Origin of the sequence: Sinomonas sp. (genome assembly GCF_036848755.1) — a bacterium.
In the GTDB taxonomy this organism is placed as follows: Bacteria; Actinomycetota; Actinomycetes; order Actinomycetales; family Micrococcaceae; genus Sinomonas.
The window spans coordinates 16,425-33,479 of record NZ_DAIUJO010000025.1; the positions used below are offsets into that span (position 1 = coordinate 16,425).

Sequence of the window (17,055 nt, forward strand, 5' to 3'; positions counted from 1 at the left end):
CTGGACGGCGTGCACGTTACCGCAGTCGTCGTCGCCCAGGACGGCGTCGGCTATCTTCCGCGTACCCTCGCGGCCATCGCCGCCCAGACGCGTCCAGCAGACGTCCTGATCGGAGCCGACGCCGCCTCGCGCGACGGCTCCGGGGACGTCCTCCGGCGCTCGCTCGGTGCGGCCTCCGTCATCGACGCTCCCGCGGCCTTCGGCGCCGCGGCCGCCGCAGCCCTCGCCGCCGTACCCCGTCCCACGGGCGGCGCGGGCCCAGCTGATGAGTGGATCTGGCTCCTCCGCGACGACGCGGCCCCCGAACCGCGCGCGCTGGCAGAACTCCTCCTCGCCGTCGAGCGCGCCCCAGCAGTCGCCGTCGCCGGCTGCAAGCAGCTCGACTGGGACGAGCCGCGGCGGCTCGTCGACGTGGGGCTCTTCGCGAGCCGCTGGGCCGAGCGGCTCACGCTCATCGACGACGACGAGCAGGATCAAGGACAGTACGACGACCGCAGCGACATGTTCGCCGTGAACTCGGCTGGAATGCTCGTGCGGCGCGACGTGTGGGACGCCCTCCGCGGGTTCGACCCCGCACTTCCCTCGACGGGCGACGACGTCGACTTCTGTTGGCGCGCACGCCTCGCCGGGCACCGGGTCGTGGTGGTTCCGGCCGCCCGCATGCAGCACGTCGCAGACCGCCCCGAGAACGCCCCGACGCCATTCGCCGAACATCGGGCCGAGGTCTACACACGGCTCAAGCACGCCGCCCTCTGGTCACTCCCGCTCCACTACCTCGGCGCTTTCGTGGCGGGGTTCTGGTCGCTCATCGCGGCGCTCGTGAACAAGGAACCGAGGGTGGGCCTCGCCCGCTGCGCGGCGGCTTTCGCAGCGCTCGGCGGCATCGTGCCACTCGCGCGGGGGCGGCGGTCGGCGGCCCGGACCCGCGCTGTCGCACGCGGCACGGTACGTGGCGTTCGTGCCTCCCGCGAGGAGATCCGCAGCCATCGGCGCGCCTTCCTCGAATACTCTGACCCCGATCGCGTCGTCGGCGACGGCTCGGGCAGCGACGACACGCACGCCGAACCGACGGGCGACTCCGATCACGACTTCGCGTCCCTCGCGGTCGCGGCGCGCGGCTGGGTGGGGACTGGCGCCGTGGTCGTCGCCGTCCTTGCTCTCGCGAGCTCGGTCATCGCACTCATCCCTCTCCTCGGCGCCCAAGCCGTCACCGGCGGTGGGCTCCTGCCCGTCTCGACCGAGCTCGGCGCCGTCTGGCAGCACGCCACCTCGTGGTGGACCCAGCTCGGCGCGGGACAGCCCGGCCACGGCGACCCGTTCGGGCTTGTCCTCTGGGCGCTGGGCGTTCTTGGTTTCGGGGACGCCAACCGCGCCGTCGTGTGGACGCTCGTGCTCGCCCCGGCCGCCTCCGGCGTCGGCGGCTGGGCTTTCGCTTCTGCCCTCACATCGCACCGTTGGCCGCGGATCGTCGCTGGCCTGATGTGGGCAGCGGCGCCCGCGCTCCAGGAGGCCGTCGCGCAAGGGAGGCTCGGCGCCGTCGTGGCGTACGTCTTCCTCCCGTGGGCAGCGCTCGGTGTGATCCGCTCCGTGGGAGCGGCGAGGGTTCGCGGCACCGTGGGCTTCGACAGGACTCCTCGCCCCGGATCCGGCGGCGTCCCGTCGTGGACGGCGGCAGCGGCGGGCGGCCTCGCGCTCGCCGTCGTCACGTCGGGCTCGCCGAGTCTGCTCGCACTCGCTGCGGTCGTCGTCTTCGTCCTGACGCTCGGGCTGCGGAGCCGCGCGCGCTCGCTGTGGTTCATGCTCGCGCCGTCGGTCGCGCTCTTCCTTCCTGTCTGGGCTTCGGCCCCGGACGATCCGCGCGCGTGGATCGCAGATCCGGGAGTCCCGTCGGGCTACGCGGCCGCCGCGCCGTGGCAGCTCGTCCTGGGGCAGCCGGTCGCGTTCGATGCGAGGGCGTCCCTGGGCGGGGTGGGTTGGCTGCCAGCGGGCATGCCGTGGGCCGCCATTGACGCACTGCTTGTGGGGGTCCCTGTCCTCGCCGCGGCGGTCGTGGCCATCCTCGCCCTCCCGGGGCGCCGGGGCGCGATCGCCCGCTCGGCAGGTGTCGTCGCGGTTGCCGGGCTCGCACTCGCTTGGGCCGTTTCGCGCTTCCCCGTGGCGGTTTCGGGGGACAGCCTCGTGCCCCCCTTTGCCGGTCCGGCAGTCGCGGCGGCCATGCTGGCCCTCCTCGCCGCCGGAGTTGTGGGGGCGGACCGTGTGCTCGACCGCCGCGAGGCGGCTCACGCGCGAGAGCCACAATCGCCGGGAGCCGCCCGTCTCCTCGTTCTCGGGACAGTCGGTCTCGTCGTGGCGCTCGTTCTCGCTGTGGCTGGGCCGGCCCTCGGCCTCGCGCGATGGGCAGTGGCCGGGATCGCCCCAGTTGCGGCGCCCCAGGGAAGTCTTGGGAGTCCCCTCGAGATCACGTCGAGCCAAAACCGCACGCTTCCGGCTACCGCGAGTGATCTCGGGCTCGGCGTCGAACAGACGAAGACGCTCGTGCTGCGCAGCACGGCGCAGGGGGGCTTCGCTGCCGCGCTCATGCGCGGCTCGGGGACTACACTCGACGCGCTGACGGCCGTCGCCTCCTCGAGCCGGGTGAGCGGGAGCCTCATGTCGCCGTCCATCGCCCCGGACGACGCCGCCGACGCCGCGGTCCGTCGCGCAGTCGCCACGGTCTCGAGCTCCTCGGCCGTGGACCCGCGACCGGACCTCGAGGCCCTCGGCGTCGGCTTCGTTGTCCTCCAGCAGCGCGACGCCGCAGATGCCGTGACTGCGTCCCAGATGGACGCCGTTCCCGGGCTCGTGGCCGTCGGACAGACCGACGTGGGCTGGCTCTGGCGCGTTTCGCCGCCGGGCCAGCTCGCGGACAAGGACACGGCGATCGCCCATCGGGCGAGCATCGTCGACGTGAAGGGCGACGTGGTCGGCACCGTCGACGCTGGATCTGAGGAGGTTCGGACGTCGGTGCCCGCGGGGCCCGAGGGCCGGCTGCTCGTCCTGGCGGAGCGCAGCGATGCGCACTGGTCGGCGTGGGTCGACGGCCACCGTCTCACCTCGACAACACAGCGCTGGGCCCAAGCGTTCACGCTGCCCGCGTCGGGCGGCCAACTCGAAGTCCGGTACGACCAGCCCTTGGCCTTCCCGCTCGGCCTGCTGACCGCCGTCGTCCTCGCCATCGCAGCGCTGACGGCGATCCCGACCCGGCCCGCGCCTCGGCGCCGGACTGCGGGCAGCCGGGGGAGTGGCGGCACCCCTGGACGGGGCGGGTCCTCCCGGCGCGGGGGACCTTCCGGCGGCACCGATGGACGCGGCCGTGCGACGGACAGGGGCGAGGTGAACCCTGGGGATGGGGCCGAAGCCGAGCCCCCGACCGAGCCCGCAACCGATGCCGAGGGCGCGCAGCCGATTCCGGAGCCGGCTCCCGAGGCGCGGCATAGAGACGGCCCGCAGGATGAGTCGGACCACCAGGGCTCCCGCCGTGACCAGACAGCAAGGGATACAGATGACGCGCGAGTCTAAGGCGAGCATCCGAACGAGACGCCGTCTGCGCCGGGCCCTCGGGGTCGCCGCTGGCGTGGTCGTCCTCGGCGCGGGCGGCTGCCTCGTGGTCGCGGCGAGCGCCGTGCCCGAACCTGCGGGGCTCCGCTCTGGGACGGCTCCCTCGGTCGATGTTCCGGTCGGTCAGACTGTCGGCGTGTGCCCGGGTCCCGCCGAGCTCCTGCAGGGAACGCCCGTTCAGGGCGATCCGCAATTCAGCCCAGCGAGCACCACTGCGTCGAGCCTGCTCACGGCCGCCGTGCTCGGCGAGCCCTCGGGCGCCCTCCCCGCGAGCTCGATCAACGGCGTGGACGGATCCGTCCTCCAGAAGGTCAGCGACGGGCAGAAGGCTCCGGCTGCGCCGCCGTCGTCCGCGCCCGCCGCGATCGCGACTCGTGCGACGACTTCTCCCGCGCTCCTTTCGACGGCAGCGCTCGAAGGCCGCCCGTCGTCGGCCGCGGCGCTCTTCCGCTACAGCGCGACCGATGGGGACCTTCGCGGTCTCGCAGCCGGACCGTGTACCTCGCCGTCCAACGACCTCTGGCTCGCGGGTGCGAGCACCCTCGTGGGCCGCACGTCGGTCCTCTACCTCACGAATCCGACGACGACGCCGGCGACGGTCAATCTCGACTTCTTCGGGGACCAGCCGCTCGGCCAGCCGCCAGCCGGCAGCCGAGGGATCCAGATACCGCCGGGTAGCACGAAGTCGTTCGTCCTCGGGGGCTTCGAACCCGGGCAGCGCAACGTCTCGGTCCATGTCCGCAGCTCCGGCGGCCCCGTCGCGGCGGTCATCCAGCAGAGCACTCTCCGAGGGCTCACTCCGGGCGGCGTGGACTTCCTCACGCCGGTCGCGGCCCCGTCGACGCGCGGCGTCGTGACCGCAGTCGAGCTTCAGGACCCGGTCGCGTCACGCAACCTCTCGTCCCAGGACGGCTTCGACGACGCCACCGCGGCGCTTCAGGTCACAGTGCCCGGGGCAGCGAACGCCGTCGTCCAGATCCGAGTCTTCGGGCAGAACGGGCCGGTCACGTTGCCAGCCGGCGCGGTGTTCACGGCAAAGGCGGGAGCGGTGACTGAGATCCCTCTCGCGGGCCTCCCCGCGGGGAAGTACTCGGTCTCGGCGGCTTCCGACGTCTCGTTCACGGCGAGCGTCCGGATGGTGAAGGGAACCAGCTCCACGGATCCCCTCGACTTCGCGGTTTCGGGGGCGCAGCCCCGCCTCGGCGACGGGCACGTGGTCCCGGTGGGCGAGACGGGCAAGCGAACCCTCGTCTTCGGCGTACCGGACGGGCGGGCTCACGTGACCGCGACCCCGATCAGCGACGACGGCAAGCTGCACGCCCCGGTGGCCCTTGATATCGCCGGCGGCACCACGGCAACGCTCCAGGTGCCGGACACCGTCGACGGCGCGAAGACGGTCGCGTACGCCGTCTCGTCGTCGGGCGACCCGGCCTACGGATCCCTGCTGCTCGAATCCAACCAGGGCAACGGGATCGCCGTCGCGTCAATCCTGCCCGCGGCTGGGGGGAGAGAGTCCATCCCCGTCACGCTCGGTTACTGAGGCGCTGGTTGCCGATCCGGTTTACCGGGGCCCGGTCGGGGCACCCAACGTCACCGCCTTGGCCGATCAGGTCAGCGGTAGCCTCGGTAGTACGGGTCGAGCGACTCGGGCTCCACGTTGAGGAGCGCCGCGGTGTACTCGACGACGACGTCGTGGACGAGATCCTGGGCCTCGCCGGCCGACGGTGCCTCCGTCTCGACCACGCGGCGATAGATCGTGATGCGGGCGGGACGGCCCCTCGCGGCGCGCGAAACGTTCCCCTGCGGGACGCGGCCGCCGTCGCGGAGGATCTTCTCGAGACCGGGCGGAATCTCCTCGACGACGTACTCGACGTTGTCGAGCTCGCTGCCTCGCAGCTCCTGGAGACGGTCGGCCGAGTCGAGCACCCAGTCCTCGAAACGCTCGCCTCGGGTGCGGCTTCCGGGCAGGATCGCGGGCATGATCTCCCCGCGCAGTCCGCGGCCGTGCCGGTTGCGGCGGCGTTCGCGGAATCCACGGCGTTGGCCCGCGCCCTGTTCGCCGGCGGGCGGGAGAGGGCGGATGCTCAGGCCTGAGGGGCCCGGCGTGGAACGATCCTGCATGTATCGACTGTAGACCCGCCCCCTGCGCGGCGCTAACCGATGCCAGCCTTCGGCCGACCGTTGGCAGCCGTCGGGTAACCGATGGCAGCCGTCGGCCGAGTCGCTCACGACACATCCGGCGGGCGCAGAGTAGGGTACTGGCTGTGCGAGAAGTCCGCCATTGTTCCCGATCGGCCTGCCGCGAGCCTGCGGTCGCCACGTTGACGTATGTGTACGCGGATTCCACGGCCGTGCTGGGACCGCTCGCCACGTTTGCCGAGCCGCATACGTACGACCTGTGCGCGAAGCACGCGGACAAGCTCACCGTCCCGCGTGGCTGGGAAGTGCTGCGGCTTGCGCTTCCGGCGCGGCAGCCGAGCCCCGACGACCTCCTCGCGCTCGCCGAGGCCGTGCGGGACGCCAGCGAGGACGACGACGAGCCCGCCGAGGCGCCGCAACGTAGCAACCGCGAGGGGCAGACGATGCTGACGCCGCCCGCGGGCGTGGACATGCCGTCCGGGCGCCACCTGAGGATCCTCCCCGAGCTGTACTGAGCCGGTAGGCTTGGTCCCATGCCGTACATCAGTTCCTCGATCCTCGCTGTGCTGCGTTGCCCCGTGACAGGTAGCGCTCTGGTCCAGGAGGGCGACGAGCTCGTGGCCAGCGCGGCCGGTCCGGACGGCTCTGTTCCGCGCTACCCGGTCGAAGACGGGATTCCCGTGCTGCTGCCGCCGGCCGAGGCCTCGGCCGATCCTGCGGGCAGCGCCGGCGCCTGACCGCTGCGGCAAGACCCTTCTCGCTTCACCCTGCCACCCTCCCGTCCTCAGGAGCATCCGTGACCTTCGACTACCGCGTTGCCGACATCTCGCTACACGAGGCCGGCCGCCACCAGATTCGCCTCGCAGAGCACGAGATGCCGGGCCTCATGGCCCTCCGCCGCGAGTACGGGCAGTCGCAGCCGCTCAAGGGCGCCCGCATCGCGGGGTCGCTGCACATGACCGTCCAGACCGCCGTCCTGATCGAGACGCTCGTTGCGCTCGGCGCCGAAGTCCGCTGGGCGTCGTGCAACATCTTCTCGACACAGGACGAGGCAGCCGCCGCGATCGTCGTGGGCACCGGCACCCCCGAGGATCCACGCGGCGTTCCGGTCTTTGCCTGGAAGGGCGAGTCCCTCGAGGAGTACTGGTGGACGGCGGAGCAGATCCTCACCTGGCCGGGTGCCCAGGAGAATCCCGAGCTGGGCCCGAACATGATTCTCGACGACGGGGGCGACGCGACTCTCCTCGTCCACAAGGGGGTCGAGTTCGAGGCGGCAGGCGCGGTTCCTCAGGCCACGCCGGACGACCCCGACGAATACCGCATCATCCTCGACGTGCTTCGCGCCGGTCAGGAGCGGGACCCGCAGAAGTGGACCCGCACCGCAAGCCGCATCCAGGGCGTGACCGAGGAGACCACGACCGGAGTCCTTCGCCTCTACCAGCTCGCGGAGCAGGGCAGGCTCCTGTTTCCTGCGATCAATGTCAACGACTCCGTCACCAAGAGCAAGTTCGACAACAAGTACGGCATCCGCCATTCGCTCCCGGACGGCATCAACCGGGCGACCGACGTGCTCATCGGCGGCAAGGTCGTCGTCGTATGCGGGTACGGTGACGTCGGCAAGGGTGCCGCAGAGGCACTCCGGGGCCAGGGTGCGCGAGTCATCGTGACGGAGATCGACCCGATCTGCGCGCTCCAGGCGGCAATGGACGGCTATCAGGTGGCCCGGTTGGAGAGCGTCCTCGAGGAGGGGCACATCTTCATCACGACGACGGGCGGCAAGGACATCATCATGGCCGAGCACATGGCCGCGATGAAGGACAAGGCGATCGTGGGCAACGTGGGCCACTTCGACAATGAGATCGACATGGCCGGGCTTGCGAAGTGGCCGGGCATCCGCAAGATCGAGATCAAGCCGCAGGTCCACGAGTGGGTCTTCCCCGCCGAAGACTCCCGCGGCGAGCGCTCGATCATCGTCCTTTCGGAGGGCCGGCTCCTCAACCTCGGCAACGCGACCGGCCATCCCTCGTTCGTCATGAGCAACTCGTTCGCCAACCAGACCATCGCCCAGATCGAGCTCTGGACGAAGCACGGCCAGCCCGAGGGCGAACGGGAATACGAGAAGAAGGTCTACGTCCTCCCGAAGATCCTCGACGAGAAGGTCGCCCGCCTGCACCTTGACGCCCTCGGGATCGAGCTCACGGAGCTCACCAAGGACCAGGCCGAGTATCTCGGCCTGGACGCGGCCGGCCCGTACAAGTCTGATCACTACCGCTACTGACTAGCATGGAAGCTATGCGGGCCGAGGAGGGCACGGGCGAACCCGGCAGTGGGGTAGACGGCGGGAGCGAAGCGCACTCTGCCCCCGAGGGCATGAACGAACCCGCCAACGGGTCTCTGCCGGAACCGGGATCGCTCAAGCGAAGGCCCATTGGGAAGATCGTCGCGATGGTCGCCGTCGTCCTCGCGCTCGCCGCGGGCGGCGCCTTCTGGGCCCTGCGGTCGCTCCAGGGCACTCCCATCGGGTCCGAAGCGGGCTCGGCCATCCGGAGCGAGCCGGGTGCTGTGTTCCCGGTGGTCCAACCGGCGTCGGCCGTCACCGCGCCCGCCTCAGACGCTACGGAAGTCAACCCTGCGGCGCCCGTCACCGTGACGGCGAGGAATGGCACTCTCGACAACGTGAGCTTGCGCTCGTCGACGGGCGACGACGTGGAGGGAACGCTCGACTCCGGCCGCACCGTCTGGACCTCGACCGGCCAGCTCACCTTCAACGCGACCTACACCTTGAGCTACACGACGCTCGACGCGGCGGGGCGCACGACGACGTCGACGTCGACTTTCAAGACGGTTTCTACTGCCAACGAGGCCGACGCGGCGATGTACCCGCTCGACGGGATGAGCGTCGGCGTCGCGCAGCCGATCCAGCTCACCTTCAGCGAGCCGGTCAAGAACAAGAAGGCCGTCGAGAAGGCCATCACCATCACGTCGACCTCCGGCCAGACGGGCGCCTTCCACTGGTTCAGCGACACCGTGGTCCGCTATCGCCCGGAGCAGTACTGGGCTGCGCACAGCACCATCAGCGTCAAGATGGACCTGTTCGGTGTGGACCTCGGCAATGGCCAGATCGGGAACTTCTCGAAGACGGATACGGTGCATATCGGCGACAAGCGCACAGCGGTCGCCGACGCCCAGGCCCACACCTTTACGGCCTACATCAACGATCAACCGGTCCACACCTGGCCGGCCACGCTGGGCGACACGCGCTTCCCCTCGGCGAAGGGCTTCCTCGTGCTCATGGAGAAGCAGCGCAAGGCCCATTTCGTGGCCGCATCGATCGGCCTCAAGCCCGGCGACCCCGCCAATTACGGGGAACTCGATGTCGAGTACGCGACCAGGCTCACTCCGAGCGGCGAGTTCATCCACCAGGCCACCGACACCGCGATCCCCTACCTCGGGGTGGCGAATGTCTCCCACGGGTGCATCGGCCTCGGCCCAGACGGGGCCTCTTGGGTCTTCAACAACATGACGACGGGAGACGTCGTCCAGATCGTCAACACCGAAGGCGACTTCGCGAACTTCAACGACGGCTTCGGCGACTGGAACATCCCCTGGTCCCAGTACGCAAACGGCTGAGCCGTAGATTCACGCTCATGCCGTGCTGATTCCGAGCCGATAACGCTTCGGCCACAGGGCGGCCCACTTCCGGTCGGCGGCAGGTGGGACCCGCTACCGTGGGAGAGAGGACAGACCATACCCGGGCCCGCCTGCGACGCGGGCCCACCAAGCTGCGAGCGGATGATGCATGTGACGGAAGACAGGCGTGACCTGGAGCCGGAGGTGAACCTGGACGAGTCCCAGGACACCGAAGAGCCGGCCTTCGACTGGATGCGGACCCCGGATCGCGGCCGCGACCCTGAGAACGCCTCCGTGCGTGATGCCTCGCCCAACCGCCCGAGCGAGGTCCGCGAAAGCAACGGTCTGCGTGACCGGCACGAGCTGCGCGAGGGGCCGGCCTCTGGGTCCGGCCACGGCGCGGCGTCCGACGCGGCTGGGTCCGGCCATGGCGGGGCGTCCGACGCGGTGCCCGCCGCGGGCGAGGCAGCTGGACCTGGCGCTGCACCTGCTACCACCTCCGACCATCGGGAGCCGTCCCCGACCTCGGCACTCCAGATGCGGCCGCCGGAGGACGAGGTCCGCCGGCGCACCGCCCAGCGCGAGGCAGCCGCTCAGGCGAAACCCGTTGCGCCACGGGTGCTTCAGGTGCTCATGGCGATATTCCTGCCGTTCCTTCTCCTCATCGCCGCAGTGCGGGTTATCGCGACCCCCGCCTTCCTGTGGCTCGAATACTTCCGCCCCGGCTTCCCGGGAGACGGCTACGGCTTTTCCGTCGACGACCGCCTCACCTACGGGTCGTACGCGGTCGACTATCTCTCCAACTTTGCGGGACGGCGCTACCTCGGGGATCTCGTCCAGTCCTCTGGGGCACCCCTGTTCACCGACGCCGAGGTCAGCCACATGGCGGACGTGAAGTCGGTCATCTTCATCGCTTACGCGGCGGGTCTCGTCCTCCTCGCCTTCTTCGTCGTCGCGTTCCTCGTGCTCCGGAAGCGGCCCGGCGCGTTTGGCCGCGGGTTGTTTGCGGGAGCGATCGTCACGTTCGTGATCGTCGTCGGCCTCGCCGTCCTCGCCTTCCTGGGCTGGGAGCAGTTCTTCACCGATTTCCACCGCATCTTCTTCTCCCAGGGCAATTGGACGTTCCAGCTTTCCGACACACTCATCAGGCTGTTCCCGTCGCAGTTCTGGATGGACGCGGCAATCGTGATCGGTGTTCTGACTCTCCTCGTGAGCTCGCTCATCATCATCTTCGCGTGGCCCATCAAGAGGAAGACGCCGGCTCCCGAGACCGAGGCGTCGCGCAGCGAGTAGCCTGGGCCGGGCAGTCCAAGCCGGCTAAGAGTAGAGCGCCTCAACCTCGTCGCGGCACTCAGCGAGGATGGCGTCTCGCTTGAGCTTGAGGGACGGGGTGAGGCTTCCGGCCTCGATGCTCGGTTCGATACCCACGACGGCGAACTTGCGGATGCTCTCGGCGCGCGAGACGAGCGCGTTGGCAGCGTCGACCGCGGCCTGCAGCTCGTGCAGCACCTCGGGATCAGTTGCGGCGGCCTCGGCCTCAAGCGTGCGCCCGTGTTCCCGGCACCAGGAGGCCAGACCGTCGCGGTCCAGGACGATCAGCGCCGCGACGAACGGGCGCCCCTCGCCGATCAGGATGGCGTGTTCGACGAGCGGGCTCTCGCGGACGGTCTCCTCGAGGGGCTCTGGAGTCACGTTCTTGCCCCCAGCCGTCACAAGCAGGTCCTTCTTGCGCCCTGTGATGGTGAGGAAGCCCTCGTCGTCGAGACGGCCGAGGTCCCCGGTGGGGAAGTATCCGTCCTGAGCTGGGCCGGCCGCCGCCTGCGTCTCGTCTGGCTCCGCGGCGCTGTCTTCGTTCGCGCGCTCTTCGTTCGCGCTGTCTTTGTTCGCGCGCTCGTCGTTCGTGCTGTCTTCGTTCGCGCTGTCTTTGTTCGCGCCGTCAACCGGGGAGCCGTGGTAGCCCGCGAAGACGCCGATTCCGCGCACGAGGATCTCGCCGTCGTCGGCGATCCTGATCGAAGTTCCCGGAACCGGTCGCCCCACTGTCCCCACCCGCACGGCGTCGGCCGTGTTGACCGTGCAGGGCCCGGTCGTCTCGGTGAGCCCGTAGCCTTCGAGCACCGGAATGCCGACGCCGCGGAAGAAGTGGGCGAGCTGCGGGCTCAGCGGTCCACCGCCGCTCACCGTGGTCTCGAGCGCACCGCCGAACACGGCCCGCAGACGACCGTAGACGAGGCGGTCGAACACCGCATGCTTGAGGCGGAGGCTGCGGCTCGGACCGTAGCCGCGGCCAGCGGCAGCGTCGTCGAGCGCAGCCGAGTATTCGCGTGCCACGGACGCGGCGCGGGCGAAGACACCGCCCCTCCCGGAGCGGACCGCCTGTTCGCGGGCCGCGGCATAGACCTTCTCGAAGATGCGCGGCACGCCGAGCAGGAAAGTTGGCCGGAAGCTCCGCAGGGTGGAGAGCAGATCGTTCGGGCTGCTGTACGCGACCGTGACCCCGGCCGCGAGGCACACCACTTGGACGGCATGCGCCAGCACGTGGGCCAGCGGGAGGAACGTGACCATGCGCGGGTCCGGCGAGGCCAGCGGAACGGGCAGATGCGGAATCAGGTTGTCCGCGAGGTCGACGAAGTTGGCGTGCGTGATGACGCAGCCCTTGGGCCTGCCAGTCGTCCCGGAGGTATAGACGATCGTCGCCGGGGTGCGGAGTGCCGCCGCCGCGCGGTGCCGTTCGAGTTCCGCGTCGCTCACGCCCTGACCGGGTCCGGCGAGGCTGCTGAGCGTCGCCCCCTCGCCGTCCAGGGCGAGGGACGTGACCTGGATGAACCGTTCGGCGAGTCCCGCCGAGCCCTCGATGACCCCCGAGACCATCGGGACCAGCGCGGGAGCGGCGAAGACCCGCCGGGCGCCCGAGTCGCGGAGGATCCATTCGATCTGGGCGGGGGAGTCCGTCTCGTAGACGGGGACGCTCACGCCGCCCGCATACCAGACCGCGAAATCGGCGAGCGTCCACTCGTAGCTGCTCGGAGCAAGGATCGCGACTCGGTCGCCCACTGCGAGACCTCCGGCGACGAGTCCCTTGGCGAGCCAGCGGACGTCGGCGAGGAATTCGGACGCCGTCACGTGGCGCCACGACGTCCCCTCACGCAGCGCGAAGACCGGGCGTTCGGGGGACCGGGAGGCGCGCTCGAGGAGAAGGTCCGTGACGTTGGCGCCTTCCGGTCGGGGTGGTGCAAGAAGCGCCGCCGTGGACTCGGTGCGGGTTGCAGCATTCCGCGTGGAAGCGTCCACAGAGTCGTGCCTTCCGTTCTCGGTCCCTGCCTCGGTCATGCCCATTCTGCCCGTCTCACACCCAGCTCGGCATCCACATGTGCATCCGCCAATCGAGATAGGTGATGGTCTGGGCGCTCCAGATCGGCATGAAGTACGCCGAGACGATCACGACGAGGACCAGGTATACCCCGACGCCGAGGAAACCCGCCTGTCGTCGCCAAGGGGGATCGGTAGGCCTTCCGAGGATGTGCCCGAGCACATACGCGAGCACGAGGATGAAGAACGGCTCGAAGGAGACCTCGTAGAACGCGAACATCGTGCGCTCCGGGTACATGAACCACGGCAGGTACCCGGCGGCGACCCCGCACAGCGCGCCGCCCACGCGCCAGTCCCGCCGGCCGGCCCAGAGGAGGACGGCGACGGCGAGGGCGATGGTTCCAGCCCACCAGATGAGGGGGTTGCCGACCGAGAGGATCGCCGAGCTGCATCGGTCCGCGCCGCAGCCGCTGGGTTCGACGTAGTAGAACGACGTGGGCCGTCCTTGCACGAGCCAGCTCCACGGGCTCGCAGCGTAGGGGTGTGTCTCCGTGAGACCCGTGTGGAAGGCGTACGCCTCGAGGTGGTAGTGGGCGAGGGAGCGCAGCGACGCGGGCACCCACGACCACGTCGGGTCAGGGTTCGCCTCTGCCCAATGGCGGAAATAGGCGTCCGAGGAGAGGAACCAGCCCGTCCACGTCGAGAGATACACGGCGCCGCCGACGACGACGATGCTCACGAATGCGAGCGGTGCGTCCCGGACGACGGCGGCCGGCAGCCACGCGCGGATGCCTGCTGTGCGGCGCGCGCTTGCGTCCCAGAGGACCGTGAGCAGCCCGAAAGCAAGGACGTACGCGAGGCCAGACCACTTGACGCCGACCGCGCAGCCGATGCAGACGCCCGCGGCAATGCGCCACCAGCGCACCCCGAGCCAAGGGCCGGCCGCGAGGGCCGTCGCGGGAATCCGCCCGTTCGGCAGCGCCGACGCGGCGAGCCTGGTCGCGAGCCGCCGTCGCCCGTCCTCCCGGTCCTTGAGGAGCGCGCAGAAGGCCGCGAGCAGCCAGAACGAGAGGAAGATGTCCAGAATGCCGATGCGCGACATGGTGATGTGGTGGCCGTCGACGGCGAGCAGAAGGCCGGCCGTGGCCGCAAGGACTGGGGAGCGGAAGAGCTTGTAGGCCGCCCACGCGACGAGCGCCACCGAGAGCGTCCCGAAGAGGGCCGAGGAGAACCTCCAGCCGAACGAGCTCGAGGGGCCGAACAGCCACATGCCAAGCGCGATCATCCACTTGCCCAGAGGCGGATGCACCACGTACTCGGGCGACGACTGGATGGCGCTGAAGTTCCCCGCAATGAAGAGGGGATTGGCGTTGTCGCTCCAATTCTTCTCGTAGCCGAAGTGCAGGTAGGAGTACGCGTCCTTGACGTAGTAGGTCTCGTCGAAGATGAGGGAGTGCGGAGTGCCCAGATTGACGAAACGGAGGACGCCGGCCACGATCGCGCAGGCGAGCGGAATCGCCCAGTAGAGTGTGCGCTCGAGGCGCGGCCAGTCGCGCCATCGGTCGAGGGGGCCGAGAAGCCGGTGGCGGAGCTCCGCGGCCGTCTGGGCAGCGGGGGGCCGGGGGGCGACCCACCGGCGGCGGGTGTTCCAGCCGAGCTGGGGCTCGCGGGTGTCGGTGGCGGCGCTCATCCCGGCCCATGCTACCGGCGTAGTCTGAGCGGGTGCGTGAATCAGAGCCGGACCGTGGCCGTGTGGTCCTCGCGGCGACCCCGATCGGCAATCTCGGCGACGCGAGCCGCCGGCTTGTCGAGCTCCTGGGCGAGGCAGACGTCATCGCCGCGGAGGACACGCGCCGGCTCCACCGCCTCGTCCAGGGCCTCGGCGTTCAGCCCGCTGGCCGCATCCTGAGCTATCACGAGCACAACGAGGCCTCGAAGACTTCCGAGCTCTTGGACGAGGTGCGGGCTGGCCGGACCGTCCTGCTGGTGACGGACGCCGGGATGCCGAGTGTCTCCGATCCGGGCTACCGGCTTGTCGAGGCAGCGGTGGCGGAAGGACTCACGGTGACCGCCGTGCCGGGGCCGTCTGCGGTCCTCACGGCACTTGCGCTCTCCGGCCTGCCGACCGACCGCTTCTGCTTCGAGGGCTTCCTGCCACGCAAGGCGGGGGAGCGGGCGGGGCGCCTCGCCGAGCTCGGGGCAGAGCGCCGGACGATGGTGTTCTTCGAGGCGCCGCACCGCCTCCCGGCGATGCTCCGGGCCGTGGCGGACGCTTTCGGTCCAGAGCGGCCGGTCGCGGTGTGCCGGGAACTCACCAAGACCTACGAGGAGGTGCTCCGCGGCACGGCAGGCGAGCTGGCCGCGTGGGCCGAGGCGGAGGAAGTGCGAGGCGAGATCGCCGTCGTCGTCGGCGGGGCGGGCGAGAGCGAGCCCGCGAGCCCCGAGGATCTCGTCGAGGCAGTCAACCGCCTCGTCGCCGACGGCGCGCGGCTCAAGGACGCCGTCGCGGCCGTTGCGGCCGATGCCCGTGCGAGCAAGCGCGAGCTGTACGCAGCCGTGCTGGCATCCCGCTGAGCCGGTTGGATCGCTTCTCGCTGCGCTTCCGCTTCTCCGGGCCATGCTGGCTTCTCGCTGAATCTGCCGCTCGCTCGCGGTGCAACTCCCTTGGAATTCCGGGGAAGTCTGTTGTGCATTCGCACAGGAGGCCCTCGGAGTTCTCGTGCACGCGTGCGTAGACACTCGAGCGGGTGAGAGCCTAGCGTTGAGGGCGAACCCAGGGACCCGAAGGTGAGTCCCGCACGGCGAAAGGAGCCGAGATGTCTGACACCAGCAAGAACGTCACTCCAGAGCGCGAGCAGGAGCTTCTCGCGAAAGTTCCCACCGGGCTTCTCATCAACGGCGAATGGCGCGACGCCTCGGGCGGCAAGACTTTCGCGGTCGAGGATCCGGCTACGGGCAAGACCCTTCTCGAGATTGCCGATGCGACGAGCGAGGACGCGGTTGCGGCCCTCGACGCGGCCGACGGCGCGCAGGCCGCGTGGGCCCGCACGGCGCCGCGCGAGCGTGCCGAGATCCTTCGCCGGGCGTTCGAGCTCGTCACCGAGCGTGCCGAGGACTTCGCCCTCCTCATGACGCTCGAGATGGGCAAGCCGCTCGCCGAATCGCGCGGCGAGGTCACATACGGCGCCGAGTTCCTCCGCTGGTTCTCGGAGGAGGCGGTGCGCGACTACGGCCGCTACGTCACAACTCCGGAGGGCAAGAACAAGATCCTCGTCCAGCGCAAGCCGGTCGGGCCCTGCCTGCTGATCACCCCGTGGAACTTCCCGCTCGCGATGGCGACCCGCAAGATCGCGCCGGCGGTGGCGGCCGGGTGCACGATGGTCGTCAAGCCCGCCAAGTTCACCCCCCTCACGACGCAGCTCTTCGCCGCCGTCATGCAGGAGGCCGGTCTGCCGGCCGGCGTCCTGAACGTCGTGTCGTCGTCGTCGGCTTCGGGCATCTCGGGCCCGCTCCTGAAGGATTCGCGCCTGCGGAAGATCTCCTTCACAGGCTCGACTCCGGTGGGCCGCCGCCTCATCGCGGATGCCGCCGAGAACGTCCTGCGCACCTCGATGGAGCTCGGCGGAAACGCCCCGTTCATCGTGTTCGAGGATGCAGACCTGGACAAGGCGGTCGAGGGAGCAATGGCCGCCAAGATGCGCAACATGGGCGAGGCCTGCACGGCCGCGAACCGGTTCCTCGTCCAGGAGTCGGTCGCGGAGGAGTTCACGCGCAAGTTCTCGGAGGCGATGGCGGCGCTCAAGCCCGGCCGCGGCACGGAGGCCGACGCCAAGGTTGGACCGCTCATCGACGGCGGCGCCCGCAAGGACGTCCACGCGCTCGTGACCGAGGCCGTGCAGTCCGGGGCCCGCGTGGCCACGGGTGGCGCGCCGATCGAGGGCGACGGCTATTTCTACGCTCCGACCGTCCTCGCCGACGTCCCGAACGACGCCGAGATCCTCAAGAACGAGATCTTCGGCCCGGTCGCCCCCGTGACGACGTTCAAGACCGAGGAGGACGCGATCCGACTCGCGAACGCGACCGAGTACGGCCTCGCCTCGTACCTCTACACCCGTGACTTTGCGCGCATGTTCCGGGTCGCGGAGCAGATCGAGTACGGCATGGTCGGCTTCAACGCGGGCGTCATCTCGAACGCGGCCGCCCCGTTCGGCGGCGTCAAGCAGTCCGGGCTGGGCCGTGAGGGCGGCGCCGAGGGCATCGCGGAGTACACGACGACGCAGTACATCGGCATCGCGGACCCGTACGCGGGCTAGGGACCCGTTCCCGGCCCGGAGCGGGCGGGGAAACGAGCACGGCATCGCGGACCCGTACGCGGGCTAG

General features: G+C 70.0%; 12 protein-coding genes. 9 read left to right on the plus strand and 3 right to left on the minus strand.

Annotation, left to right across the window (positions count from 1 at the left end; translation table 11 throughout):
- Nucleotides 1-9: 9 nt before the first annotated feature.
- Nucleotides 10-3,558: a glycosyltransferase family 2 protein gene (locus V7053_RS05910; protein WP_334171340.1), complete on the plus strand. Its 3,549-nt coding sequence runs from the start codon at nucleotides 10-12 to the stop codon at nucleotides 3,556-3,558.
- On the plus strand, nucleotides 3,542-5,137 hold the full coding sequence (locus V7053_RS05915) for a DUF5719 family protein (protein WP_334171341.1): 1,596 nt from the start codon (nucleotides 3,542-3,544) through the stop codon (nucleotides 5,135-5,137). Before V7053_RS05910 ends, V7053_RS05915 begins: the two co-directional genes overlap by 17 nt.
- Nucleotides 5,138-5,208: 71 nt before the next feature.
- On the opposite strand, the gene V7053_RS05920 is transcribed toward V7053_RS05915, so the two are convergent.
- The gene (locus tag V7053_RS05920; RefSeq protein WP_334171342.1) at nucleotides 5,209-5,718 is read right to left on the minus strand and encodes a metallopeptidase family protein; all 510 of its coding nucleotides are present in this window, start codon (nucleotides 5,716-5,718) and stop codon (nucleotides 5,209-5,211) included.
- 143 nt (nucleotides 5,719-5,861) lie between these two features.
- Between V7053_RS05920 and V7053_RS05925 the strand changes: the two genes are divergently transcribed.
- The 5 genes from V7053_RS05925 to V7053_RS05945 all read left to right on the plus strand — a co-directional run bounded on the left by V7053_RS05925 (nucleotide 5,862) and on the right by V7053_RS05945 (nucleotide 10,659).
- Nucleotides 5,862-6,251, plus strand: a complete 390-nt coding sequence (locus V7053_RS05925; protein ID WP_334171343.1) for a DUF3499 domain-containing protein — start codon at nucleotides 5,862-5,864, stop codon at nucleotides 6,249-6,251.
- Nucleotides 6,252-6,269: 18 nt separating this feature from the next.
- Nucleotides 6,270-6,473, plus strand: a complete 204-nt coding sequence (locus tag V7053_RS05930; protein WP_334171344.1) for a Trm112 family protein — start codon at nucleotides 6,270-6,272, stop codon at nucleotides 6,471-6,473.
- Between the two features lie 59 nt (nucleotides 6,474-6,532).
- Entirely contained in the window at nucleotides 6,533-8,014 is a 1,482-nt protein-coding gene (ahcY, locus tag V7053_RS05935; RefSeq protein WP_334171345.1) for an adenosylhomocysteinase, read from the plus strand.
- A gap of 14 nt (nucleotides 8,015-8,028) precedes the next feature.
- Nucleotides 8,029-9,366, plus strand: coding sequence for a L,D-transpeptidase (locus V7053_RS05940; RefSeq protein ID WP_334171346.1), 1,338 nt, complete (start codon nucleotides 8,029-8,031; stop codon nucleotides 9,364-9,366).
- Nucleotides 9,367-9,528: 162 nt separating this feature from the next.
- The gene (locus V7053_RS05945; protein ID WP_334171347.1) at nucleotides 9,529-10,659 is read left to right on the plus strand and encodes a TIGR01906 family membrane protein; all 1,131 of its coding nucleotides are present in this window, start codon (nucleotides 9,529-9,531) and stop codon (nucleotides 10,657-10,659) included.
- Nucleotides 10,660-10,683: 24 nt separating this feature from the next.
- On the opposite strand, the gene V7053_RS05950 is transcribed toward V7053_RS05945, so the two are convergent.
- On the minus strand, nucleotides 10,684-12,657 hold the full coding sequence (locus V7053_RS05950) for an AMP-dependent synthetase/ligase (RefSeq protein WP_334171348.1): 1,974 nt from the start codon (nucleotides 12,655-12,657) through the stop codon (nucleotides 10,684-10,686).
- A 55-nt stretch (nucleotides 12,658-12,712) separates the two neighbouring features.
- Nucleotides 12,713-14,365, minus strand: a complete 1,653-nt coding sequence (locus V7053_RS05955; RefSeq protein ID WP_334171349.1) for a dolichyl-phosphate-mannose--protein mannosyltransferase — start codon at nucleotides 14,363-14,365, stop codon at nucleotides 12,713-12,715.
- Nucleotides 14,366-14,397: 32 nt separating this feature from the next.
- Between V7053_RS05955 and rsmI the strand changes: the two genes are divergently transcribed.
- Nucleotides 14,398-15,249 carry a 16S rRNA (cytidine(1402)-2'-O)-methyltransferase gene (gene rsmI, locus V7053_RS05960; RefSeq protein ID WP_334171350.1) on the plus strand — a complete coding sequence of 284 codons (852 nt, stop codon included), beginning with the start codon at nucleotides 14,398-14,400 and terminating at the stop codon, nucleotides 15,247-15,249.
- A 242-nt stretch (nucleotides 15,250-15,491) separates the two neighbouring features.
- Nucleotides 15,492-16,988 (plus strand): NAD-dependent succinate-semialdehyde dehydrogenase, encoded by a 1,497-nt coding sequence (locus V7053_RS05965; RefSeq protein WP_334171351.1) that lies wholly within the window; start codon nucleotides 15,492-15,494, stop codon nucleotides 16,986-16,988.
- The last annotated feature ends 67 nt before the right edge of the window (nucleotides 16,989-17,055 follow it).